At 65.1% G+C, this 21,855-nt stretch carries 20 protein-coding genes; 6 read left to right on the top strand and 14 right to left on the bottom strand.

The features are described from left to right. Window positions 1-14 precede the first annotated feature (14 nt). The 10 genes from BMW75_RS25020 to rpsB all read right to left on the bottom strand — a co-directional run bounded on the left by BMW75_RS25020 (window position 15) and on the right by rpsB (window position 10,771). Window positions 15-575 (bottom strand): OmpH/Skp family outer membrane protein, encoded by a 561-nt coding sequence (locus tag BMW75_RS25020; RefSeq protein WP_092582304.1) that lies wholly within the window; start codon window positions 573-575, stop codon window positions 15-17. Window positions 576-684: 109 nt separating this feature from the next. After that, the gene (gene bamA, locus BMW75_RS25015; protein ID WP_076521296.1) at window positions 685-3,018 is read right to left on the bottom strand and encodes an outer membrane protein assembly factor BamA; all 2,334 of its coding nucleotides are present in this window, start codon (window positions 3,016-3,018) and stop codon (window positions 685-687) included. Between the two features lie 53 nt (window positions 3,019-3,071). Next, entirely contained in the window at window positions 3,072-4,403 is a 1,332-nt protein-coding gene (rseP, locus tag BMW75_RS25010; protein WP_092582303.1) for an RIP metalloprotease RseP, read from the bottom strand. A 42-nt stretch (window positions 4,404-4,445) separates the two neighbouring features. Next, entirely contained in the window at window positions 4,446-5,645 is a 1,200-nt protein-coding gene (locus tag BMW75_RS25005; protein ID WP_092582302.1) for a 1-deoxy-D-xylulose-5-phosphate reductoisomerase, read from the bottom strand. Then, window positions 5,642-6,499 (bottom strand): phosphatidate cytidylyltransferase, encoded by an 858-nt coding sequence (locus BMW75_RS25000; protein WP_076521299.1) that lies wholly within the window; start codon window positions 6,497-6,499, stop codon window positions 5,642-5,644. The genes BMW75_RS25005 and BMW75_RS25000 overlap by 4 nt, the downstream gene beginning before the upstream one ends. Before the next feature lie 49 nt (window positions 6,500-6,548). After that, window positions 6,549-7,313, bottom strand: a complete 765-nt coding sequence (gene uppS, locus BMW75_RS24995) for a polyprenyl diphosphate synthase (RefSeq protein WP_092582301.1) — start codon at window positions 7,311-7,313, stop codon at window positions 6,549-6,551. 178 nt (window positions 7,314-7,491) lie between these two features. Then, window positions 7,492-8,052, bottom strand: a complete 561-nt coding sequence (frr, locus tag BMW75_RS24990; protein ID WP_008167711.1) for a ribosome recycling factor — start codon at window positions 8,050-8,052, stop codon at window positions 7,492-7,494. A 15-nt stretch (window positions 8,053-8,067) separates the two neighbouring features. After that, entirely contained in the window at window positions 8,068-8,784 is a 717-nt protein-coding gene (gene pyrH / locus BMW75_RS24985; RefSeq protein WP_076521301.1) for a UMP kinase, read from the bottom strand. A gap of 178 nt (window positions 8,785-8,962) precedes the next feature. Further along, a complete protein-coding gene (gene tsf, locus BMW75_RS24980; protein WP_092582300.1) occupies window positions 8,963-9,841 on the bottom strand; it encodes a translation elongation factor Ts in 879 nt (292 codons plus the stop codon). 180 nt (window positions 9,842-10,021) lie between these two features. Next, window positions 10,022-10,771 carry a 30S ribosomal protein S2 gene (gene rpsB / locus BMW75_RS24975; protein WP_076521303.1) on the bottom strand — a complete coding sequence of 250 codons (750 nt, stop codon included), beginning with the start codon at window positions 10,769-10,771 and terminating at the stop codon, window positions 10,022-10,024. Window positions 10,772-11,646: 875 nt separating this feature from the next. Here rpsB and map point away from each other — a divergent pair. From map to BMW75_RS24950, 5 genes are all read left to right on the top strand, one after another. Further along, on the top strand, window positions 11,647-12,468 hold the full coding sequence (gene map, locus BMW75_RS24970) for a type I methionyl aminopeptidase (RefSeq protein WP_076521304.1): 822 nt from the start codon (window positions 11,647-11,649) through the stop codon (window positions 12,466-12,468). A 16-nt stretch (window positions 12,469-12,484) separates the two neighbouring features. Continuing rightward, window positions 12,485-15,091, top strand: a complete 2,607-nt coding sequence (locus tag BMW75_RS24965; protein WP_092582299.1) for a [protein-PII] uridylyltransferase — start codon at window positions 12,485-12,487, stop codon at window positions 15,089-15,091. A 68-nt stretch (window positions 15,092-15,159) separates the two neighbouring features. Beyond that, window positions 15,160-15,873 carry a MarC family protein gene (locus BMW75_RS24960; RefSeq protein WP_076521306.1) on the top strand — a complete coding sequence of 238 codons (714 nt, stop codon included), beginning with the start codon at window positions 15,160-15,162 and terminating at the stop codon, window positions 15,871-15,873. Window positions 15,874-15,922: 49 nt separating this feature from the next. Then, window positions 15,923-16,405, top strand: coding sequence for a disulfide bond formation protein B (locus BMW75_RS24955; protein ID WP_076521307.1), 483 nt, complete (start codon window positions 15,923-15,925; stop codon window positions 16,403-16,405). Between the two features lie 28 nt (window positions 16,406-16,433). Continuing rightward, entirely contained in the window at window positions 16,434-16,955 is a 522-nt protein-coding gene (locus BMW75_RS24950; RefSeq protein WP_076521308.1) for a M48 metallopeptidase family protein, read from the top strand. Between the two features lie 78 nt (window positions 16,956-17,033). Here BMW75_RS24950 and purF read toward each other — a convergent pair whose 3' ends face one another. The 4 genes from purF to folC all read right to left on the bottom strand — a co-directional run bounded on the left by purF (window position 17,034) and on the right by folC (window position 21,261). After that, window positions 17,034-18,554 carry an amidophosphoribosyltransferase gene (purF, locus tag BMW75_RS24945; RefSeq protein WP_092582298.1) on the bottom strand — a complete coding sequence of 507 codons (1,521 nt, stop codon included), beginning with the start codon at window positions 18,552-18,554 and terminating at the stop codon, window positions 17,034-17,036. A 30-nt stretch (window positions 18,555-18,584) separates the two neighbouring features. Then, entirely contained in the window at window positions 18,585-19,073 is a 489-nt protein-coding gene (locus tag BMW75_RS24940) for a CvpA family protein (RefSeq protein ID WP_076521310.1), read from the bottom strand. Further along, window positions 19,073-19,879, bottom strand: a complete 807-nt coding sequence (locus BMW75_RS24935) for an SPOR domain-containing protein (protein WP_092582297.1) — start codon at window positions 19,877-19,879, stop codon at window positions 19,073-19,075. The genes BMW75_RS24940 and BMW75_RS24935 overlap by 1 nt, the downstream gene beginning before the upstream one ends. 71 nt (window positions 19,880-19,950) lie before the next feature. Continuing rightward, window positions 19,951-21,261 (bottom strand): bifunctional tetrahydrofolate synthase/dihydrofolate synthase, encoded by a 1,311-nt coding sequence (gene folC / locus BMW75_RS24930; protein WP_092582296.1) that lies wholly within the window; start codon window positions 21,259-21,261, stop codon window positions 19,951-19,953. Between the two features lie 174 nt (window positions 21,262-21,435). Here folC and BMW75_RS24925 point away from each other — a divergent pair, with 174 nt between their 5' ends. Continuing rightward, window positions 21,436-21,852: a cupin domain-containing protein gene (locus BMW75_RS24925; protein WP_092582295.1), complete on the top strand. Its 417-nt coding sequence runs from the start codon at window positions 21,436-21,438 to the stop codon at window positions 21,850-21,852. Window positions 21,853-21,855: the final 3 nt, after the last annotated feature.

The raw sequence follows: 21,855 nt of genomic DNA, 5'->3' as shown, positions 1-21,855 counted from the left end.
TAGACGGGTATCGCTTACTTGCCCAGGCTCTGGATCACCTTGTCGGTGATGTCGATGCGCGGGTTGACCGTCACCGCGTCCTGGATGATCAGGTCGTAGCTTTCTTGCTCGGCGATGCGCTTGATGGCGTCATTGGCCTTGGACACGATCGTGGAGAATTCTTCGTTGCGGCGGCGGTTGAAGTCCTCCTGGAACTCGCGGCGCTTGCGCTGCAGGTCGGTATCCAGGTTGGCCAGTTCGCGCTGGCGCTTGACGCGGTCGGATTCCGACAGGACGGGTGCGTCCTTGTCGAATTTCTCGGCTTGCGAGCGCAGGCTGTTGTTCAGGCGTTGGAGTTCGTCGTCGCGCTTCTTGAATTCGGCTTCGATCTTGCTTTGCGCAGTCTTGGCCGGACCCGATTCGCGCAGGATGCGTTCGGTATTGACGAAACCGATCTTGGTGCCTTGCGCTTGCGCGGGGATCGCGGCAGCCGAACCGAGAATGAGCGCACCCACCAGGGCAATGGAGCCGCCCAGCTTGCCACGGCGCTTGGCGCCCAGCGTCTTCGATGATTTAAGTGCGAAATCAGACATCATGAAAATCTCACCTTCCAGTAAGGCAAAGCCAAAGTGTGTATTGTGCCACTAAACAGCAAGGACGCCGGGCCAGGAGGCCGCGCCCTTGTTTTCAAGAGTAACGCCTCGCTCAGAATCCGGTTCCGATCTGGAACTGGAAGCTTTGCTTGTCGTCGCCCTGCTTGGCGTTGAGCGGCCGCGCATACGACAGTTGCAGCGGACCCATCGGCGACTGCCACGACAGGCCGATACCCGCCGAGAAACGCCAGCCGCACGGATCCTCGACCTCGGTGTTGTCGCGCCCGCGGGTGCAGCTCAGGCCGCTGCCCGCCGACACCTGACCGGCATCGCTGAAAACGAACCAGCGCAGCGTGCGGTCCTTGGACGCGCCCGGGAACGGCAGGTAAAGCTGGGCGTTGGCCACGATGCGGCGCGTGCCGCCCAGGTAATCGCCCGTCTTGACGTCGCGCGGACCCAGCGACGAGCCTTCGTAGCCGCGGACGGTGCCGATACCGCCGGCGTACACGTTCTTGATGACCGGGTAATCCTTGCTGCCGTAGCTCTGGCCCCAGTCCACCATGCCGTTCAGCGCCAGCGTGTACGAGCCGCCCAGCGGCACGTAGTACTGCTGCTGCGCCGTCAGCATGGTGTATTGCAGATCGATGGTCGACAGGTCGGCCTTCAGGCGGGTGTACGAACCCTTGGTCGGCGCCAGGGCGCTGTCGCGCGTGTCCTTGGACCAGCCGGCGCTGAAGATCACCGCGTTCGTCGAATCGCCGTACTGGTCGACGAAGTTCTCGTAGGCCGCCGGCGAGTTGTCGTACAGGTCGATCTGGTTGCGTTCGAAGTTGCCGCCCAGGAAGATGCGGTCGTACTCCGAGATCGGGATACCGAAGTTCATGCCCAGGCCCATGGCCTTGACGCGGTAGTCGCCGTCGTTGTTGTTCCAGGGCTCGGTCACGCGGTAGTACGCGGACGTCGTGCGGCTGATGCCATCCTTGGTCCAGTACGGATCGGTGTGCGACAGCACCACGGCGCGGTTCGTCTTGCTGGTATTCAGTTGCAGCGTCAGGTTCGTGCCGCTGCCAAAGACGTTGTCTTCGCTGATGCCGGCCGACAGAATGGCCTTTTCGGACGAGCCGTAGCCCACGCCCAGGTTGATCATGCCGGTGGGCTTTTCCTTCACGTCGACGTTGACGTCGACCTGGTCGGGCGAACCCGGGACCGGGTCGGTCTTGACGTTGACGTCGCTGAAGTAACCCAGGCGGTCGACGCGGTCGCGCGAGGTCTTGATGTCACCGGCGTCGTACCAGGCAGCTTCCTGCTGGCGCATTTCGCGGCGCACGACTTCGTCGCGGGTGCGGGTGTTGCCGCCGATCTGGATGCGGCGCACGTACACGCGGCGGCTGGGATCGACGTAGAAGGTCAGGTCGGCTTCGTGCTTGGCACGGTCGAGCTGCGGGTTCGGGTTCACGTTGGCGAACGCGTAGCCCAGTTCACCCAGATAGTCGGTGATCGCCTTGGCCGAATCGTTGGTCTTGGCGGCCGAGAAGGTCTCGCCCGCCTTGATCTGCACCAGATCGTTGATTTCCTTGTCCAGGCCCAGCAGGTTGCCGGCCAGCTTCACGCTGCGCACCTTGTAGGGTTCGCCTTCGTGGATGGTGATCGTGATGCGGATATCCTGGCGGTCCGGGGAGATCGTGACCTGCGGCGGCTCCACGGAAAATTCCAGGTAACCCTGGTCCAGATAGAACGAGCGCAGGCGCTCCAGGTCGCCTTCGAGCTTTTCGCGCGAATATTTGTCGGTATCGGTATACCAGGTAAGCCAGCCCGGGGTCGTGAGCTTGAATTCGTCGAGCAGGTCGCTTTCGGAAAACGCCTTGTTGCCGACGAAACGGATTTCCTGGATGCGGGCGACCGAGCCCTCGAACACGTCGAAACTCACGCCGACGCGATTGCGCGGCAGCGGCGTCACGGTGGAGGTCACTTCGACGCCGTATTTGCCCTTAGACAGATACTGCTGCTTGAGTTCGTATTCGGCGCGCTCGAGCATGGAGCGGTCGAAAATGCGGCCCTCGGCAAAACCCACCTGCGCGAGCGACGTGGTAATGGCCTTGGAATCGAATTCGCGCATGCCGTTGAAATTGACGGATGCGATGGTGGGACGTTCCTGCACGACCACGACGACGACATTATCGTCGGTCTGGATCTGAACGTCGGTGAAAAAGCCCGTGCCATACAAACGGCGAATGGCTTCGGTGGCTTCTTCTTCGGTGAATTTTTCACCGACCTTGACGGGGAGATAACCAAAGACGGTGCCGGCGTCGGTTCGTTGGATACCCTCTACGCGGATATCCCGCACGACAAAGGGTTCGAAGGCATGGGCCAGGGCCGGCAACAGCAATGCGGCTACGAGACCCGGCAGTACACCCTTTTTGTGATGAAACATCCGGCGAAAAGACATCCTTGAGTATCCTCGGTCGTGCAAATGGCGGGGGATTTTATGCTAAATCGCGTTCAAGTGAACAAACGCGTGAAATCGTTGAACAGCGCAAGCCCCATGAGGCTTGCCAATATACCTATGCCGGCGCGTTGTCCGATGTCGATCCACTTCGCTGGCGGCGGGCTACCCCGCACGATTTCGACGAGATAGTACAGCAGATGGCCACCATCCAGCATAGGAATGGGAAGCAAATTTAAAACGCCAAGGCTGATGCTGATCAATGCGATATAGGCGATATACGCAACAATACCGATCCGCGCGGTCTGGCCGGCATAGTCGGCAATCGTGACCGGACCGCTGACATTGCGCCACGAGACGTCGCCCGTCACCATGCGTCCCATCATGCGCAGCGAGAACCAGGCGGTGTCCCACGTGCGCACCGCGCCGCGCCACAGGCTGTCGAACACGCCATAGCGCACCGTCACCATCGGCACATTGCCGCCAAGCTGCACGCCCAGCCGGCCGATTTCCTGGCCGTTGACGACTTCCGGGCGGGGCGTGACGTTCAGGGTGACATTGGCGCCATCACGCGCGACCGTCAGCGCCAGCGTCTTGCCGGCGTTTTCCTGGATCTGCCTGACCAGCGCGCCGGTATCGGGGGCCGGCTGGCCGTTCACGGCCACGACCTGGTCGCCAGCGCGCAGGCCCGCGGCCTGCCCTTCCCCGCCGTCGATCACGGCACGCACCGCCGGCTTGGGCTGGGCCAACCGGATGCCGGCGGCGGCGAGCGGATCGCCGGCGTCCGGATCCATCGTATTGGGAGGAAGCTGGAGTTCGCGCTGCTGGACAGATCCGGTGGGCGTGCTGACCTCGATGCGGGCGGTGCCGCCCGTGGACATGACGTCCATCAGGCGCCAGCGCGCGTCGGACCACGAGGCGACTTCCTCACCGTCGATGGCAAGGATACGGTCGCCAGCCAGCAGGCCGGCGCGCGCGGCGGGCGTATCGGCGGCCGGCGGCGCAATGACGGCCACCGGCTCTTCGGTGCCGGCCATGTTCAGGCCCGCGTACAGGAAGACCGCAAGAATCAGGTTGAAAATGGGGCCGGCAGCCACGATGGCGATGCGCTGGCCCACAGGCTTGGTGTTGAAGGCGCCAGCCGCCAGCGCCGGGCTGGCCCCCGGCGGCGCGTCATCCAGCATCTTGACGTAGCCGCCCAGCGGCAAGGCGGAGACTGCCCACTCGGTGCCGTGGCGGTCGGTGCGGCGCAGGATGACCTTGCCAAACCCCACCGAAAACCGCAGCACCTTCACGCCGCACAGGCGGGCAACCCAATAGTGCCCCAGCTCATGGAAAATGATCAGTGAGCCAAGCGCTACGGCAAAGGCCAGCAGGGTGAAAAGCATGGGGTCGGAATCTAGGAAATCAGAGGCAGGCGCGGCCCGCGATCAGGCCAGTCCGAGGTTGCCCGCAAAGGTGCGCGCCTCGGCGTCAAGAGCAAGTACGTCTTCAAGACTGCTGAGCGTAACAGATGCCTGACGCGCTTGCCACTCGAGGGCGGCCTCGATCACCCGCGGAATCCAGGTATACGCCAGCCGGCCGTCCAGGAATGCGTCGACGGCGACCTCGTTGGCGGCATTGAGCGCCACGCACGCGGCCTGGCCCGCGCGCAGCGCGGCGAACGAATGCGCCAGGCACGGAAACCGGGACAGATCGGGTTTTTCGAAATCCAGGCGGCCATGCCGGGTCAGGTCAAGGGGCCCCACGCCGCTTTCGATGCGATCGGGAAATCCCAGGCCGTAGGCAATGGGCGTGCGCATGTCGGGCTGGCCCAGTTGCGCGAGCACCGAGCCATCGTCGTATTCGACCATGGAGTGCACGACGCTTTGCGGATGCACCACCACCTCGATGCGATCGGCAGGCATGGCGAAGAGCCAGTGCGCCTCGATGACCTCCAGGCCCTTGTTCAGCATGGTGGCCGAATCGACGGAAATCTTGCGGCCCATGCTCCAGTTGGGGTGGGCGCAGGCCTGTGCGGGGGTGATGTCGTGCAGGTCTTCGAGATCGCGGCCGCGGAACGGACCACCCGAAGCCGTCAGCAGCAGCCGGCGCACGCCCCGGGCGGGATGCTGCGGCGCGGCGGCCCGCCCCTGATGCGGCAGGCACTGGAAGATGGCATTGTGTTCGCTGTCGATGGGCAGCAGTTCGGCCCCGTTGTCGCGAATCGCCTGCATGAACAGGGAGCCGGCCGCGACCAGGGCTTCCTTGTTGGCGAGGAGCACGCGCTTGCCGGCGCGCGCGGCGGCCAGCGCGGCAGGGAGTCCGGCGGCGCCGACGATGGCGGCCATGACGGCATCGCACTGCGCGTCGGCGGCGGTGTCCGCAAGCGCCTGCGCGCCCACGCGGATCTCGGGCATGGCCTGCGAGCCCGGCCAGGCGTCGATGAATTTCTGCCGGGCGGCGAGGTCCGGCACCACCACGACCGCGGCCCGGCTGGCCAGCGCCTGTTCGGCCAGGCGCTGCATCCTGCTGTGCGCGGACAGCGCATAAACCGCCAGTCGTTCAGGATGGCGGGCGATCACGTCCAGCGTGCTTTCACCAATCGAACCGGTCGATCCCAGTACGACGACACGTTGAAAAGCCGTCAAAACAAAACTCCAGACAAAAGTAGCGCGAACGGCGCGACGGGAAGAATCGCGTCGATGCGGTCATAGACGCCGCCATGGCCCGGCAGGAGCGTGCTGGAATCCTTGCGGCCCGCGCGGCGCTTGAGCAGCGATTCGAAGAGGTCTCCGACGATGGACAGCATGCCGAGCGCCGCGGCGATCGGCAACGCCAGCCAGAAGGACCAGCGTTGCACCAGCGCATGGCCGAACGTGCCGTCCCAGAGACTGGACAAGCCGATCCACACTACCGCGCCCAGAACGCCGGCGATGGCGCCTTCAACCGTCTTGCCCGGGCTGACCCGCGGAGCAAGTTTACGCTTGCCAAAGGCCCTGCCGGCAAAATACGCGGCGATATCGGCCACCCAGACGAGGGCCAGCAAGGACACGACGAACACCGCGCCGCGCGCGATGTACATCTGCGCCAGCACGGCCCAGGCCGCCAGGGCCGCGGGGACCGAAAACACCGACCAGGCCAGGCTCGCGGGCGGCGCATCGGAACGGCCGCGCACCACGGCGGCGACGCCCGCAAACAGCCAGACGGCCGACACGGCCGGCACGAGGTAGCGCAGTATCCAGCCGGGATCGCCGGCGCCCGTGCGATCGCCCGCCAGCCACGCGGAAGTCAGCACCAGCATGCCCGCCAGGAGCAGCACGGCGACGCCGATGGAAATCAGGGGGGATGGCGGTTGCGGCAGCGTCAGGCGCAGCCACTCCCAGTTGGCGCAAGCGGCCGCCAGGGCCAGCAGGGCGACGAACCACCAGGGATTGGCGCTCGCCATGGCGGCGGCCAGAATGGCCAACAACACGACGGCGGTAACGATACGCTGGCCCAACATATGACGGTCTCCTCTTGTGCAGCCTGGAAAGACGCGCGTCGCGCTCAGCCTACTTCGCGGCGCTTTCGCTGACTTGAGCGCTGGTGCGGCCAAAGCGGCGCTCGCGCGTGCGGTACCAATCGAAGGCGGCCATGAGTTCGTTGGCGCCAAAGTCCGGCCAGAAGCGGTCCGTGAAGTAGAACTCCGCGTAGGCCATCTGCCAGATCAGGAAATTGGAAATGCGCTGTTCGCCGCCCGTGCGGATGAACAGATCGGGCTCGGGAGCCCATGCCATGGAAAGATGCCTGGAAAGGCGCTCTTCGTCCACCCGCTCGGGATGCGCCGCCAGCTCGGGCTCGGCCGCCAGCATGGCGCGCGTGGCCTGCAGGATGTCCCAGCGGCCGCCGTAGTTGGCAGCCACCGTCAGGTGGAGGCGATCGTTGTGCGCGGTGCGTTCCTGGGCGGCGTCGATGAGTTCGCGCAGGCGCGGCTCGAAGGCGCTCAGGTCGCCGATGACGTGCAGGCGCACGCCCTGCTCTTCCAGCTTGCCGACCTCGCGCTCCAGGGCCTGCACGAACAGGCGCATCAGCAGGGAGACCTCTTCAGCCGGTCGGCGCCAGTTCTCGGAACTGAACGCGAACAGCGTCAGGTAACGCACGCCGGCGCGTCCGCAGGCCTCGACCACGCGCCGGACCGCCTGCACGCCCTTGGCATGGCCGGCGGTACGAGGCAGCAGCCGCCTCGTCGCCCAGCGGCCGTTGCCATCCATGATGATGGCGACGTGCTCGGGGATGTCGCGAGTATCGGGGACCGCCTGAGTCGAACTGGTTGCCATTAGTGTGGGGACTGTGCGCGGTGGGCCGGTGAAAGACACGAATACGGGAAAAAACCTGCGCCGTCGTTTCCATCGCTACGTGGAAGTACCGCGAGGCAATGGACAGGACGGCGCATAGGCAGGGAAATCCTGGCGCCAGGACCGCCGGCATCGCCGGAAGCCCTGGGGCGTGCCAGGATTATACGGTCATGATTTCCGCTTCTTTCTGGACGACCATCTTGTCGATGTCCGCCACGGCACGGTCCGTCAGCTTCTGGACGTCGTCCTGGGCGCGGCGCTCGTCGTCCTCGGAGATTTCCTTGTCCTTGACGAGCTTCTTGAGCGATTCGTTGGCCTCGCGGCGCAGGTTGCGCACCGCGATCTTGGCGTCTTCGCCCTCGCTGCGCACGACCTTGGTCAGGTCGCGGCGGCGTTCTTCGGTCAGCGCCGGCATCGGAACGCGGATCGTGTCGCCCATGGAGATGGGGTTCAGCCCCAGGTCCGATTCACGGATCGCCTTTTCGATCGGGCCCGCCATGTGCTTTTCGTACGGCTGAAGGCTGATGGTGCGGGCATCGACCAGGTTCACGTTGGCGACCTGGCCGACCGGCACGGGCGAGCCGTAGTATTCGACCTGCACGTGGTCCAGGATGCCGGTGTGGGCGCGGCCCGTGCGGATCTTGGCCAGGTTGGTCTTGAGCGTATCAAGCGACTTGGCCATTCTGGCCTCGGCGGATTTGCGGATTTCTGCTGCGCTCATGGAATTTCCTTTTCTTTAAACGTGTACCAACGTGCCTTCGTCCTCGCCGCTCACGACTCGCTTGAGCGCGCCGGACTTGTTGATCGAAAACACCTTGATCGGCAGTTTCTGGTCGCGGCACAGCGCGAAGGCGGTGGCGTCCATGACTTCCAGACGGCGGACGATCGCTTCGTCGAAGCTGATGCGCGCATAGCGCGTGGCAGTGGGATCCTTGTTGGGATCCGCGCTGTAGATGCCATCCACCTTGGTGGCCTTCAGCACGATCTCGGCGCCGATTTCGGCGCCGCGCAACGCGGCGGCGGTATCGGTGGTGAAGAAAGGGTTGCCGGTGCCCGCGGCGAAGATGACGACCTTGCCTTCTTCGAGGTAACGCAGCGCCTTCGGCCGGATGTAGGGCTCGACGACCTGATCGATGTTCAGCGCGGATTGTACCCGGGTGTCGATACCCTTGTGCTTGAGCGCGTCCTGCAGCGCAAGCGCGTTCATGATGGTGGCCATCATGCCCATGTAGTCGGCGGTCGCGCGGTCCATGCCCTGCGCACCCGGGGCGACGCCACGGAAGATGTTGCCTCCGCCGATGACGATGGCCAGTTCGACGCCCGCGGCGGCGACCTCGGCGATCTCATCGGTCATACGGACGATGGTGGAGCGATTGATGCCGAATGCATCTTCGCCCATCAGCGCCTCGCCGGAAAGTTTGAGAAGAACCCGTTTGTATGCCCTGCTGCTCATAGGTGATATCCCGAAGAACAATCCGACGAAAGTGTAAGTCAAGAATGGGGTTGCCCCCAGCGCCGCACCCGCCAGGCGGGCCGGCTGCCCCCCAGGCATACGCCCTCGGGGGGTCCATGCGGCGAAAAGGCCGGACTAGAATTTAATCTAGCGCCGGCCTTTAAGCACTACCTAGAGGTCAGGCGGCGCCGGCGGCGGCAGCGGCAACCTCAGCGGCAAAGTCGCTGGTCTTCTTCTCGATACCTTCGCCGACGACGAACAGCACGAACTTGCTGATCGAGGCGCCCTTTTCCTTAAGGTGCTGTTCGACCGTGTGCTTGTCGCTCTTGACGAAGGGCTGCGACAGCAGCGTCACTTCCTTCAGGAACTTGACCACCGAACCTTCGACCATCTTGGCGACGATGTCGGCCGGCTTGCCGGATTCGGCAGCCTTTTGCTCGGCAACCGAGCGCTCGGCGGCGATGTCGGCCGGGTTCACGCCATCGGCGTTCAGGGCCTTGGGCTTGGTGGCGGCGATGTGCATGGCCAGGTCCTTGCCCACTTCTTCGGCGCCGGTGTATTCCACCAGCACGCCGATCTTGCCACCGTGCACGTAGCTGGCCAGCGAGTTGGCGGTCTCGATGCGCTCGAAGCGGCGGATCGAGATGTTTTCGCCAATCTTGCCGATCAGGGCGGTGCGGGTCGTTTCGACGGTGCCTTCACCGTACGGCAGCGCGGACAGCGCGGCCACGTCGGCCGGATTCTGCGTGGCGACCAGTTCGGCCAGCTTGTTCACGAAGCCGACGAAGTCGTCGTTCTTGGCGACGAAGTCGGTTTCGCAGTTGATTTCGATGACGGCGCCCTTCTTGGCGTCGGCGGAGATGAACAGACCGATCAGGCCTTCGGCGGTGACGCGGGCGGCGGCCTTGCTGGCCTTGTTGCCCAGCTTGACGCGCAGGATTTCTTCAGCGCGGGCCAGGTCGCCTTCGGCTTCCGTCAGGGCCTTCTTGCATTCCATCATGGGCGCGTCAGTCTTTTCGCGCAGTTCCTTGACCAGGGCAGCGGTAATTTCAGCCATGTTTGCTCCAAATTTTGCTAAGACACGCCCCGGCGGGCCGGGGCTGTGATTTGATTCGATGGGACGCCCGCGCTAGGCGGGCCTGGAAGATGGGAGCCCAGCTTCGCAGCGCCGGCGAGGGCGGAAGCGGTCCGTTTCGGCGCCGCTTCCAGACCTTACCCGCCGGACATGACAACAGGCTTAGGCCTGGTTGTCTTGCACTTCGACGAACTCTTCCTGACCTTCGCCCAGTTCTTCGACCAGACCGTTCAGGTTTTGCTCGCGACCTTCCAGGACGGCGTCGGCGATGCCCTTGGCGTACAGCGCGATGGCCTTGGCCGAGTCGTCGTTGCCGGGGATGACGTAGTCGATGCCTTCGGGCGAGTGGTTGGTGTCAACCACGGCGACCACGGGAATGCCCAGGGTCTTGGCTTCGGCGATGGCGATCTTGTGGTAGCCGACGTCGATCACGAACATGGCATCGGGCAGGCCGTTCATGTCCTTGATGCCGCCGATCGACTTGTTCAGCTTGTCCAGTTCGCGTTGGAACAGCAGGCCTTCCTTCTTGATCATGCGCTCGGCGCCGCCTTCGGCGACAACGGCTTCCATGTCCTTCAGGCGCTTGACCGAGGTCTTGACCGTCTTGAAGTTGGTGAGCATGCCGCCGAGCCAGCGGGCGTCGACGTAGGGCATGCCACAACGGGCGGCTTCGGAAGCGACCAGCTCGCGAGCGGCGCGCTTGGTGCCAACGAACAGGATGTTGCCACCGCGAGCAGCCAGCTGCTTCACGAACTTGGTGGCTTCCTGGTACTTATCAACCGTCTTTTCCAGGTTGATGATGTGAATCTTGTTGCGGTGACCGAAGATGTACTGAGCCATCTTGGGGTTCCAGTAACGGGTCTGGTGACCAAAGTGGACACCCGCTTCCAGCATTTCGCGCATCAAAGACATGTAATTCTCCAAGGGTTGGTTTCTTGCGCCGCACCTGCATCAGCATCTTGCTGACACCCTGGGTGGTGTTGCGCGCGATTTCCCGCCAATGCGGGATGAAAAGATTTTAACCGGGCCGGCCGATCACTGCCGCAATAACTACGACGCTCCAGGCGTACTGCCTGGAACGGCTCGCCTTGGACCTGCTGCGCCTGCTAACTACTACGCTGCCGCGATAAACCCAGACGGCCGCCACCCACAAGACACTTGCATCGCGCCTGCCCGACACTCCAGGAATTTCCTGGAAGTTTCTTCGAGGCGCACCCGGAATTGTTTTGTTGGCGGCGAAATCCAGCTCTTCGCTTGCATGGCCGCTAGGCCAGCCCGCGCATCAGGCCGCTGTGGCAGTTCTTCAGGAATTTCCCTTTCAGGATGGATTCCAAGAACTTAATCCAGCGCCCATACCGAACCTGCATCGCCGCTCGAAAACACTTCCGGGCTTGCAAGAACGCCGTGCCCAGCCGGCATCGACATCCGCGTCCCCAGCGCATCCAGCCGGATTCCGCATGATGCGCGCCCTGCCCTGGACCCCACGACCTGCCCGAACTCGCTCCACAACCTTCGCTTGCGGTGAAACTTCAGGGCTTGCCGCCGATCTCAAGTAAGAACCGCGCAAAACCAGGACTCCTGCCGGGTGGCTTTGGACCCAAAGGCCTGCACCCGCCGGGTTTGGCTTTACACCAGCGCATCGTTTGGCCGCTTTGCCGTGAGGCGTAGCGCCAAATTCCGCTCTGTTGCTCTTGCCGGTAACCCGATTGCTCCCCAAATTTTTAGGGAAGCCTATAATTCTACTATTCTTTCAAGCTGACATTCAAGCGACAGATCGCAAGCTTTCCATGGGCACAATCACCAATCCGGCCGACCTGGCCAAAATGCGCGCCGCCTGCCAGGACGCCGCCAAAGTTCTCGATTTCATCACCCCGCACGTCAAGCCGGGCGTCACCACCGGAGAACTGGACCGGCTCTGCCTCGAGTACCTGACGGACGAGCTGAAGGTGAAGTCCGCCACGGTCGGCTACGCGCCGCCCGGCTATCCGCCCTTTCCCGGCGCCATCTGCACCTCGGTGAACCATCAGGTCTGCCACGGCATCCCGGGCGACAAGGTGCTGAAAAACGGGGACTCATTGAACATCGACGTCACCATCATCAAGGATGGCTGGTTTGGCGACACCAGCCGGATGTACGCGGTGGGCGAACAATCCATCCTGTCCCGGCGCCTCTCCGACATCACGTTCGAGTGCATGTGGAAAGGCATCCAGCAGGTCAAAAACGGCGCCACCCTGGGCGACATCGGCAATGCCATCCAGAAGCACGCCGAGGCCAACGGCTTTTCGGTGGTGCGCGAATTCTGCGGCCACGGCATCGGCCAGCGTTTCCACGAAGACCCGCAGGTCCTGCATTATGGCAAGCCCGGCACGGGCGTGCCGCTGGTAACGGGCATGCTGTTCACCATCGAACCCATGATCAACGCCGGCCGCCGCGAGATCCGCCAACTGGCCGACGGCTGGACCGTCGTCACCCGCGACCACAGCCTGTCCGCCCAGTGGGAGCACGCCGTCTGCGTGACCGAAACCGGTTACGAAGTCCTGACCCTGTCGCCCGGCATGCCCCAACCGCCGGCATTCATCACCGAACCCATCGTCATTCCCGCCGTCTGAAGCGCCGCTGCCAGCCATGACCGCCGAAATCCTCACCAAGCTGCGCGAACGCATTCAGGAATCCCGGCGGGCCGCGGTTGCGCAATTCCGGGACCATGAACGACCGGACATCCTGCTGACCGAGCTGCGGCGGATCGTCGACGCCGCCCTGCGCGACCTGGTCAAACACTATCCGCTGCCGATTGGCGCCACGCTGGCGGCCGTCGGCGGCTACGGCCGCGGCGAGCTCTACCCCCATTCCGACGTCGATCTGCTCATCCTGCTGCCCCACGCGCCCACGGCCGAGGACGAAACCGCGATCGAGCAGTTGGTGGCTTCGCTGTGGGACCTGGGGCTGGAACCCGGCCACAGCGTGCGCACCATCGAGGACTGCGAGCGCGAGGCCGATGCCGACATCACGGTGGAAACCGCGCTGCTGGAATCGCGCTGGCTGGCCGGCAGCCGGGTGCTGATGCGCAAGTTCGATGCCGCGACGAAGTCGCGGCTGGACCCCCAGGCCTTCTTTCTGGCCAAGCGCGTCGAAATGCAGCAGCGCCACGGTCGCTACCACGACACGCCCTACGCGCTGGAGCCCAATTGCAAGGAATCGCCGGGCGGGCTGCGCGACCTGCAGGTCATCCTGTGGATGGCGCGGGCGGCGGGTTTCGGGAACAACTGGCGGTCGGTGGCGCAGGCGGGCCTGTTGACCTCGTCCGAGGCGCGCGACCTGCGCAAGGCCGAGCAGGCCTTCAAGCGCCTGCGCATCGAGCTGCACCTGCTGTCGAACCGGCGCGAGGACCGCGTGCTGTTCGACCTGCAGCCCGCGCTGGCCGAAGTCTATGGCATCCATGCGACCGCCACGCGGCGCGGCAGCGAATTGCTGATGCAGCGCTACTACTGGGCGGCGCGGCTCGTGACCCAGCTGAACGGCATCCTGGTGCAGAACATCGAGGAGCGGCTGTTTCCGCGCCCCGACAGCGACGCGCGCGACATCGACGACGATTTCCGCAACCTGCGGGACCGCCTGGACATCATTCGCGACGACGGCTTCGAACGCAATCCCACGCTGCTGCTGCGCGCCTTCCTGGTGATGCAGCAACACCCCGAGCTGACCGGCATGTCGGCCCGCACGCTGCGCGCCATCTGGCATTCGCGCCACCGTATCGACGCGCAGTTTCGCCGCAATCCGGTAAACCGCAAGCTGTTCCTGCAGATCCTGCAGCAGCCGCGCGGCATCGTGCACGAACTGCGGCGCATGACCATGCTGAACATCCTGCCGCGCTACCTGCCGGTGTTCCGCCGCATCGTGGGCCAGATGCAGCACGACCTCTTCCACGCCTATACGGTGGACCAGCACACGCTGGCGGTCGTGCGCAATTTGCGGCGCTTCACCATGCCCGAGCACGCGCAGGAATATCCCCTCGCCAGCCAGCTCATCGCGGGCCTGGACCGGCACTGGCTGCTGTACGTGGCGGCGCTGTTCCACGACATCGCCAAGGGCCGCGGCGGCGACCATTCCGAACTGGGCGCGCGCGACGTGCGCAAGTTCGCGCAGGACCACGGCATGGACCCGGAAGACGCCAAGTTGGTGGAATTCCTGGTGCGCCAGCACCTGTTGATGTCGGCGGTGGCGCAGAAGCGCGACCTGTCCGATCCCGAGGTGATCAAGGAGTTTGCCGCCACCGTCAAGGACGAGCGCCATCTCACTGCCCTGTATCTGCTGACGGTCGCCGACATCCGTGGCACCAGCCCCAAGGTCTGGAACGCCTGGAAGGGCAAGCTGCTGGAAGACCTGTACAAGCTGACGCTGGCGGCGCTGGGCGGCGCCCACGCCGACGCCCACACGGTCCTGGCCGAACGTAAGGAAGAAGCGGCGCGGCTGACGCGGCTGGCGGGCCTGCGCGACGACGCGCGCGAAGCCTTCTGGAACCAGCTCGACGTGGCGTATTTCCTGCGCCACGACGCCTCCGACATCGCCTGGCACACGCGCCACCTGTACCACCAGGTCGCGCCCGCGCGGGCTGTCGTCAAGGCCCGGCCCACCGAACAGGGCGAAGGGCTGCAGATCATGGTCTATACCCGCGACGCGCCGGACCTCTTCGTCGCGATCTGCGGCTATTTCGACGCCAAGTCGCTGTCCATCCAGGACGCGCGCATCCACACGACCCGCCATGGCTGGGCGCTGGACAGCTTCATCGTCCTGCTGCCGGAAGGGGCGAGCGACCTGCGGGCGCAGGCCACGCTGGTCGAACACGAGCTGGCTGAACGCCTGAAGGACCCGCAGGCCGCCGCCCAGGCGCAGCCGGCCCGCGGCGGCTGGTATGGGCGCGGCCGCCAGTCGCGTGTCTCGCGCGTGTTTCCGGTCATGCCGCAGGCCGAGCTGCAGCCCGACGAACGCAGCACCTCGTGGCGCCTGTCCGTCACGGCGACCGACCGGCCGGGACTGCTGCACGCCCTGGCGCGCGTCTTCGCCCGCCACGCGGTCAACCTGCTCATGGCCAAGATCATGACGCTGGGCGACCGGGTGGAGGACGTGTTCATCGTGGACGGCTCGGCGCTGGCGCGCCCCCGCAGCCAGATGCAGTTCGAACGCGACATCCTGGACGCGCTGTCGGGCGACGACGCCCAGCAGCGCGCCGCCTGAGCCGGCATCGCCAGACCCGGCCCGGAACGCATACAATCCGGGTTTTCGGCCAGGCGATGCTTGCTCCCATGCAGCTCAATGACTATCTGCGCGTTTTCGGTGGCAGCTTTTTCTTCGCGTTGGCCACGCTGCTGCCGTTCCTGAATCCGCCGGCGATCGCCCCCATCTTCCTGTCGCTCACCGAAGGCGCCTCGTCCGCCACGCGCGTCGTGCTGGCCAAGCGGGTCGCCATCAATGTGTGCCTGATGCTGATCGTGGCCATGGTGGCCGGCAACGTGCTGCTGAGCTTCTTCGGCATCTCGCTGTCGATCGTGCGGGTGGGCGGCGGCATGCTGGTGATTGCCAGCGCGTGGCGCCTGGTGAATTCGCCGGACGCCGACACGGAACGCGTGGCCCGCATGGCCGAGTCGTTCACCCCCGAGATGGCCAAGGCCCGCGCCTTCTATCCCCTGACCTTTCCGATCAGCTGCGGCCCCGGCTCCATCGCGGCGGCCATCACGGTGGGCGTCTCGCTGCGCGACCAGAACCACGCGCTGAGCCTGGTACGGCTGGGAGGCTCCATTCCGGGCATCGTCGTCGTCTCGCTGACGCTCTACATCTGCCTGCGCTTTGCGGCCCAGATGCTGCATCGCCTGGGCGACAATGGCACGGCGGTCTTCATGCGGCTGTCGGCCTTCATCATGCTGTGCCTGGGGGTGCAGATTTTCTGGGAAGGCGCGCGGGACCTCCTGCTGGGCGTCCTGACCCAGGTGATGCAACCTATTCCGGTCCCGAAGGCCTAAGCATGGCTGGCCGCCGCGCCGGCCCCGTCCAACCCTTACCAACGCAACAATGACCTCTCGTTCCGAACGCCTGCTTCGTCTCGTCGCCCTCTTCTGCTTCGGCGCCGTCGGCATCGCCCTCGTCTCCCAGCACGTCTTTGACATGCCGCCCTGCGCCTGGTGCGTGATGCAGCGCCTGATCTACCTGGTGATCGGCGTCATCGCCCTGGTCGGCGGCTTTGGCGGCGGGCGCGCGCTGACGCGCGTCTGCGGCGTCCTGACCGCGGCGCTGTCGCTGTCCGGCATCGTGGCCGCCTGGTACCAGTACAGCGTCGCCGCGAACATGCTGTCCTGCGACCAGACCTTTGCCGACCGCTTCATGACCGGCATCGGCCTGGAAAGCGCCATCCCGCCGCTCTTCGGCATCTACGCCACCTGCATGGACGCCAAGGTGCCTGTGCTGGGCATCGAATATGCCTTGTGGAGCCTGGCGCTCTTCGTGATCCTGTTCTTCATGGCCTTGCCCGTCGTGTTCCGGCGCGGCCGCGCCTGAGCGCGGTTTCGCCCGCCCGGCCCATATCGTGCAAACCCTGAAATTCCTGTCCGGCTATCCCGAAGCCCTACTGGCGCAGGCGCGCAAGCTGCTCGACCAGGACAAGCTGGGCGCCGCCCTGCTGGCCCGGTACCCGGGCGGCGCGCACGGCGTGCGCACCGACAAGGCGCTCTACCAGTATGTGACGGAACTGAAGAACGCGCACATGCGCAATGGCGACCAGATCAACAAGGTGGCCTTCGACAGCAAGATTCACGTGATCCAGCACGCGCTGGGCCAGCACACCTATATTTCCCGCGTGCAGGGCGGCAAGCTGAAGGCCAAGCATGAGATCCGGGTGGCGACGCTGTTCAAGCACGTGCCCGCGGAATTCCTGAAGATGATCACGGTGCATGAGCTGGCGCACCTGAAGGAAAAAGACCACAACAAGGCCTTCTACAACATGTGCCTGCGCATGGAGCCGCACTACCACCAGTACGAGTTCGACCTGCGCCTGTACCTGACGCACCTGGAGGCCACGCGCACGCCGCTGTGGGAAGCGCCGGGCTAGGCGCTTGCGGCCCCGGTTGCAAAAAGAATGCCGTCCACGAGGGACGGCATTCTTGTCTGGGCGGGACGCCGGCGGGGATCAGGCGTCGTCGGAGGTGTAGCCCATGTTGAAGCGCAGACCGCCCGCGTCTTCGTCCTTGCCGGGCTCGGAGCGCGACTGGCCCAGGCGGGCCAGGTAATCGGGCGTGATGTCGCCCGTGATGTACTGGCCGTCGAAGCAGGAAGCCTCGAAGCGCGTCAGCTTGGGGTTGATGTCGCGGACCGCCTGCTGCATGTCGTGCAGGTCCTGGTAGACCAGGCTGTCGGCGCCGATGGCGCGGGCGATTTCCTCGTCCGTGCGGCCGGTGGCGATCAGTTCGCTCTGCGTGGGCATGTCGATGCCGTACACGTTGGGGAAGCGCACCGGAGGCGCGGCCGAGGCAAAGTACACCTTGTTGGCGCCAGCGGCGCGCGCCATGTCGACGATCTCGCGGCTGGTCGTGCCGCGCACGATGGAGTCATCGACCAGCAGCACATTCTTGCCCTTGAACTCCATGCCGATGGCATTGAGCTTCTGGCGCACCGATTTGCGGCGCACGGCCTGGCCCGGCATGATGAACGTGCGGCCCACGTAGCGGTTCTTGATGAGCCCTTCGCGATAATCCAGGTTCAGGCGCGCGGCAAGCTGCATCGCGGCGGGACGCGAGGAATCGGGAATCGGCATGACGACGTCGATGTCGCCCAGCCGCATGTTGCGCGCGACCTTGTCGGCCAGGTATTCACCCATGCGCAGGCGGGCGTCGTACACCGACACGCCGTCGATCATGGAATCGGGACGGGCGAAGTAGACGTATTCGAAGATGCACGGCACGAGCTGCGGGTTGTCGGCGCACTGGCGGGCGACCAGGCGGCCGTCCAGGTCGATGAACACCGCTTCGCCCGGATCGACGTCGCGCACGAAGGTGAAGCCGCTGCCTTCAAGCGCCACGGATTCCGAGGCAACCATCCACTCCACGCCCTCTTCGGTTTCCTGGCGGCCGATGCACAGCGGACGGATGCCGTTGGGATCGCGGAAAGCGAGCAGGCCGTAGCCGGAAATCTGGGCCACGACGGCATAGGCGCCGCGCACGCGCTTGTGCAGGGCGGCGACCGCGCGGAACATGGATTCTTCGTCGAGCGACACGCCGTTGGCGGCCGATTGCAGCTCGTGCGCCAGCACATTGAGCAGGACTTCGGAATCGGAGTTCGTGTTGATGTGGCGGCGGTCGACGCGATAAAGCGATTCGCGCAATTCACGCCAGTTGGTCAGGTTGCCGTTGTGGGACAACATGATGCCGAACGGGGCGTTGACGTAGAAGGGCTGGGCTTCTTCTTCGCTGGCGCTGGAGCCGGCGGTCGGATAGCGGACCTGGCCGACGCCCGACGTGCCGGGCAGCGCCCGCATGTTGCGCGTGCGGAAGACGTCGCGCACCAGGCCGTGGGCCTTGTACATATTGAACTGGTTGCCTTGCGACGTCGCAATGCCCGCGGCGTCCTGCCCGCGATGCTGCAACAGCAGCAAGCTGTCATAGAGCAGCTGGTTGACCGGCCCGCGCCCGATGACCCCTACGATTCCACACATGGTGAGATTTCCTGGTTGATTTGAAGCTAATCAATACGGCAGCCACGTCGCCAGGGATGGCGGCAGCCACGTCTTGATATGTTTGATGGCCTCGATGGCCGAATGCGAAAACATGGCGTCCTGCCACCACGGTTCTTGAGGCAGCGGCGTATAGCCTGCGGCGGCGACCAGCGCCAGCACGATCAACAGACCACGGGCCAGCCCGAACATTCCCCCGAGGCCGTGGTCGGCCGGGCTCAGTCCGGTGCTGCGGATCAGGGCGGCAAGCGTCATATTGACCAACCCCACGCCGAGCAACACGATGATGAACACTGCTGCGTACGAGACTCCCATGCGCAGCACCGTCGTTTCGATATAGGGCTCCAGCCAGGTATAGACCGTGGGGCCCCACCAGATCGCGGCCACGAAGGCCAGCAGATAGGCGACCAGCGACAGCACCTCTTTGAGCAGGCCGCGCACCAGGCCCAGCACACCCGATACCGCCAGGATGGCCAGCACGACGAAGTCGAAGCCGGTCACTATTGGGCGGCGATGAAACCATTGTCATAGCCCAGCGTGCGCAACCGCGCCTGGGCCGCCTGGGCCGCCTCGCGCGAGGGGAATGGCCCCACCCGCAGACGGAACTGCTGCTTGCCGTTGATCGTGGCCTGCTCGACGAATGCGTTCGTGACGCCGGCCTGGTGCAGCTTGCCCCGGCGCGACTGGGCGTCTTCGGAGGTGGTGTAGGCGGCGATCTGCAGCACGAAATTGCCTTTGGCGGCGGCCGGCTTGGGCGCGGCCGGCTTGGGCGCGGAGGCCGGCGCGTTGCGGCCTTCGAGCAGCGCCAGCGCGCGGGCGCCATCGTCCGAACGGACCTCGGGCTTGGCCGGCGTGGCCGGTTTGGGCTGTTCGGGCTTGGGTTTGGCGTCGGGCTTGGCTGGCGTGGCCGGCGGCGTCGCGGGCGGGCTGGCCTGCGGCGCGGCGGGCGCGGCGGCCACGGCCGGGGGCACGGATGTCACGGGAGGCGGCGTGGGAACGGCTGCGGGTTCGGTGGGCGCAGCGGCGGGCGACTCCGCGGGCGCTGCCGCCTGCGGTTCGGAAACCTGGGGCTGGAACGGCGTGTTGCGATCCGGCACCTTGATGGGAATGTTGTCATCCACCGGCGCGGGCTGCGAATCGAGCACCATGGGCAGGATGATGACCGCGGCCAGCACCAGCGCCACAGCGCCCGCAAGCCTGCGCCGCGCACGACCGCGCAACTCGGCGGCCTGGACCTCGCTGGGCACGGCAGCCCGTTTGGAGGCCTGCGCCTGGTCGGCAGGATCTTTGCGTTTGAAAAAGCCCATGGAAGAGAATCCTTGCGGCGCCTTGCGGCATTGCGGCGGCGGGCCGCCCTGATGCCTATGGCCCGATTTGCCTATGCCTTGCGACCCAGAGCCTGCAAAACGGAGGCTACGGTGAGAAACGATCCGAACACCGCGATTCTATCATTCTCCCCTGCCCGTTCGCGCGCCGCGGCGAAGGCCTGGGCGGGATCGGCGTAGGCCTGGATGCCAGGACTTTCGCTGCCGGCGGGAAGCGCGGGAAGCGCCGCGGCCACCTGGTCCGCGAGCGCCTGGCCGGAGGTGCCGCGCGGTCCGGGCAGGCCCGCGCAATACCAATAGTCGACGCGGGAACCCAGCTTGGCGACCACGCCGGCGAGATCCTTGTCGTTCAGCATGCCGAACACTGCATGCGTGTACGGATGAAAGCCCATGTTGTCCAGGTTCTGGGCCAGCACCGCCGCGGCGTGCGGGTTGTGCGCCACGTCGAGGATCACGGTGGGCTGACCCGGCAGGATCTGGAAGCGGCCAGGCAGCGAGGCCTGCAGCAGCCCCAGGCGCACGGCCTGTTGCTGCACGGGGAGGCGGTCGCGCACGGATTCCAGCGCGGCCAGCGCGGCCGAGGCGTTCAGGAGCTGGTTGGCGCCGCGCAGGGCCGGATAGGCCATCGCACTGCGGCGCTGCTCGCGCCCGCCGTACGCCCACTGCTGGCGGTCGCCCGAATAGTTGTAGTCGCGGCCGAAGAGCCACAGGTCCGCGCCGATGGCCTCGACGTGGTCGAGCAGCGATTGCGGGGGCACGGGGTCGCTGCAGATGGCGGGACGGCCGCTGCGGTAGATATGGGCTTTTTCGAAGCCGATCTTTTCGCGCGTGTCGCCCAGCCAGTCGGTGTGATCGAGGTCGACGCTGGTGACGATGGCGCAGTCCGCGTCCACGATATTGACCGCGTCCAGGCGGCCGCCCAGCCCGACTTCCAGAACCACGGCATCGAGCCGCGACTGCGAGAAGAGGCGCAGAATGGCCAGGGTGGTGAATTCAAAGTAAGTCAGCGACACGTCGCCGCGCGCCGCCTCGACCGCCTGGAACTGGGCGATCAGGTCTGCGTCCGAGGCGATCTGGCCATTGACGCGGGCGCGCTCGTTGAAATCGATGAGATGGGGCGAGGTGTACAGCCCGACCTTATAGCCGGCGGCCAGGAGGATGGCCTCCAGCATGGCACAGGTGGAACCCTTGCCGTTGGTGCCGCCAACCACGAATTTCACGCCCGGCAGCGCCAGCTCCATGCGCTGCGCCACCGCGCGCACCCGGTCCAGCCCCATGTCGATCGCGGTGGCGTGGATGGACTCCAGGTACTGCAGCCAGTCGGACAGGGAGGCGGCGGCGTCAGGCGTACGGACAGAAGACATGGGGCGGATTCGCGATAGACAGATAGACAATCAGCCGGCGATTTTAGCAGTCCGCGCCCGGTGTTTTCCCTAATCCCCTAGGGCGCGCCACGTTATCGCAGACCAAAAAAGGCTTGCCCATGTTTTTTTCATACGTGAAAATAAATTCATGTATGAAAAACAATAGGAAGAGACATGACGCAGCAACATACCCCCCGCTGGCTGGTGCGTGAAGCCGACGTGCCCGGCTACCACCCGGCCAACCATACCGGCACCCTGAACCGCCGGCTGATCGGGCCGGACACCGTCGGCGCGCGCGGCGTGGAGGTGCTGCTGGGCGTGATCGACAAGGGCAAGGGCGCGCTGCCGCACGCGCACCCGGGCATCGAACAGGTCTGCTACCTGATCTCGGGCACCGCCCGCGCGCAGGTGCAGGACGAATGGGCCGACATGGGCCCCGGCGACTGCTGCTATTTCCCTCCCGACATTCCCCATGTTTTCACGGTGACGAGCGATGAACCGGCCCGGCTGCTGGTGATCTACACGCCGCCGTACGAAGAATCCCCCGATCGCGTGATCCGGGACTTTCCGGCGCCCCCCTCCGCCGCCTGACGC

This window comes from Achromobacter sp. NFACC18-2 (assembly GCF_900108985.1).
Lineage (GTDB): Bacteria > Pseudomonadota > Gammaproteobacteria > Burkholderiales > Burkholderiaceae_B > Achromobacter.
This window is presented reverse-complemented; position numbering and strand designations above follow the sequence as displayed.

Coding starts and splice junctions, on each gene's coding strand:
- BMW75_RS24925 (WP_092582295.1), top strand. CDS start 21,436: ATGACGCAGCAACATACCCCCCGCTGGCTGGTGCGTGAAGCCGACGTG.
- uppS (WP_092582301.1), bottom strand. CDS start 7,313: ATGGCAACCAGTTCGACTCAGGCGGTCCCCGATACTCGCGACATCCCC.
- BMW75_RS24955 (WP_076521307.1), top strand. CDS start 15,923: ATGACCTCTCGTTCCGAACGCCTGCTTCGTCTCGTCGCCCTCTTCTGC.
- BMW75_RS24965 (WP_092582299.1), top strand. CDS start 12,485: ATGACCGCCGAAATCCTCACCAAGCTGCGCGAACGCATTCAGGAATCC.
- BMW75_RS25000 (WP_076521299.1), bottom strand. CDS start 6,499: ATGTTGGGCCAGCGTATCGTTACCGCCGTCGTGTTGTTGGCCATTCTG.
- BMW75_RS25020 (WP_092582304.1), bottom strand. CDS start 575: ATGATGTCTGATTTCGCACTTAAATCATCGAAGACGCTGGGCGCCAAG.
- frr (WP_008167711.1), bottom strand. CDS start 8,052: ATGAGCGCAGCAGAAATCCGCAAATCCGCCGAGGCCAGAATGGCCAAG.
- pyrH (WP_076521301.1), bottom strand. CDS start 8,784: ATGAGCAGCAGGGCATACAAACGGGTTCTTCTCAAACTTTCCGGCGAG.
- BMW75_RS24935 (WP_092582297.1), bottom strand. CDS start 19,879: ATGGGCTTTTTCAAACGCAAAGATCCTGCCGACCAGGCGCAGGCCTCC.
- folC (WP_092582296.1), bottom strand. CDS start 21,261: ATGTCTTCTGTCCGTACGCCTGACGCCGCCGCCTCCCTGTCCGACTGG.
- rpsB (WP_076521303.1), bottom strand. CDS start 10,771: ATGTCTTTGATGCGCGAAATGCTGGAAGCGGGTGTCCACTTTGGTCAC.
- tsf (WP_092582300.1), bottom strand. CDS start 9,841: ATGGCTGAAATTACCGCTGCCCTGGTCAAGGAACTGCGCGAAAAGACT.
- bamA (WP_076521296.1), bottom strand. CDS start 3,018: ATGTCTTTTCGCCGGATGTTTCATCACAAAAAGGGTGTACTGCCGGGT.
- purF (WP_092582298.1), bottom strand. CDS start 18,554: ATGTGTGGAATCGTAGGGGTCATCGGGCGCGGGCCGGTCAACCAGCTG.
- BMW75_RS24960 (WP_076521306.1), top strand. CDS start 15,160: ATGCAGCTCAATGACTATCTGCGCGTTTTCGGTGGCAGCTTTTTCTTC.
- rseP (WP_092582303.1), bottom strand. CDS start 4,403: ATGCTTTTCACCCTGCTGGCCTTTGCCGTAGCGCTTGGCTCACTGATC.
- map (WP_076521304.1), top strand. CDS start 11,647: ATGGGCACAATCACCAATCCGGCCGACCTGGCCAAAATGCGCGCCGCC.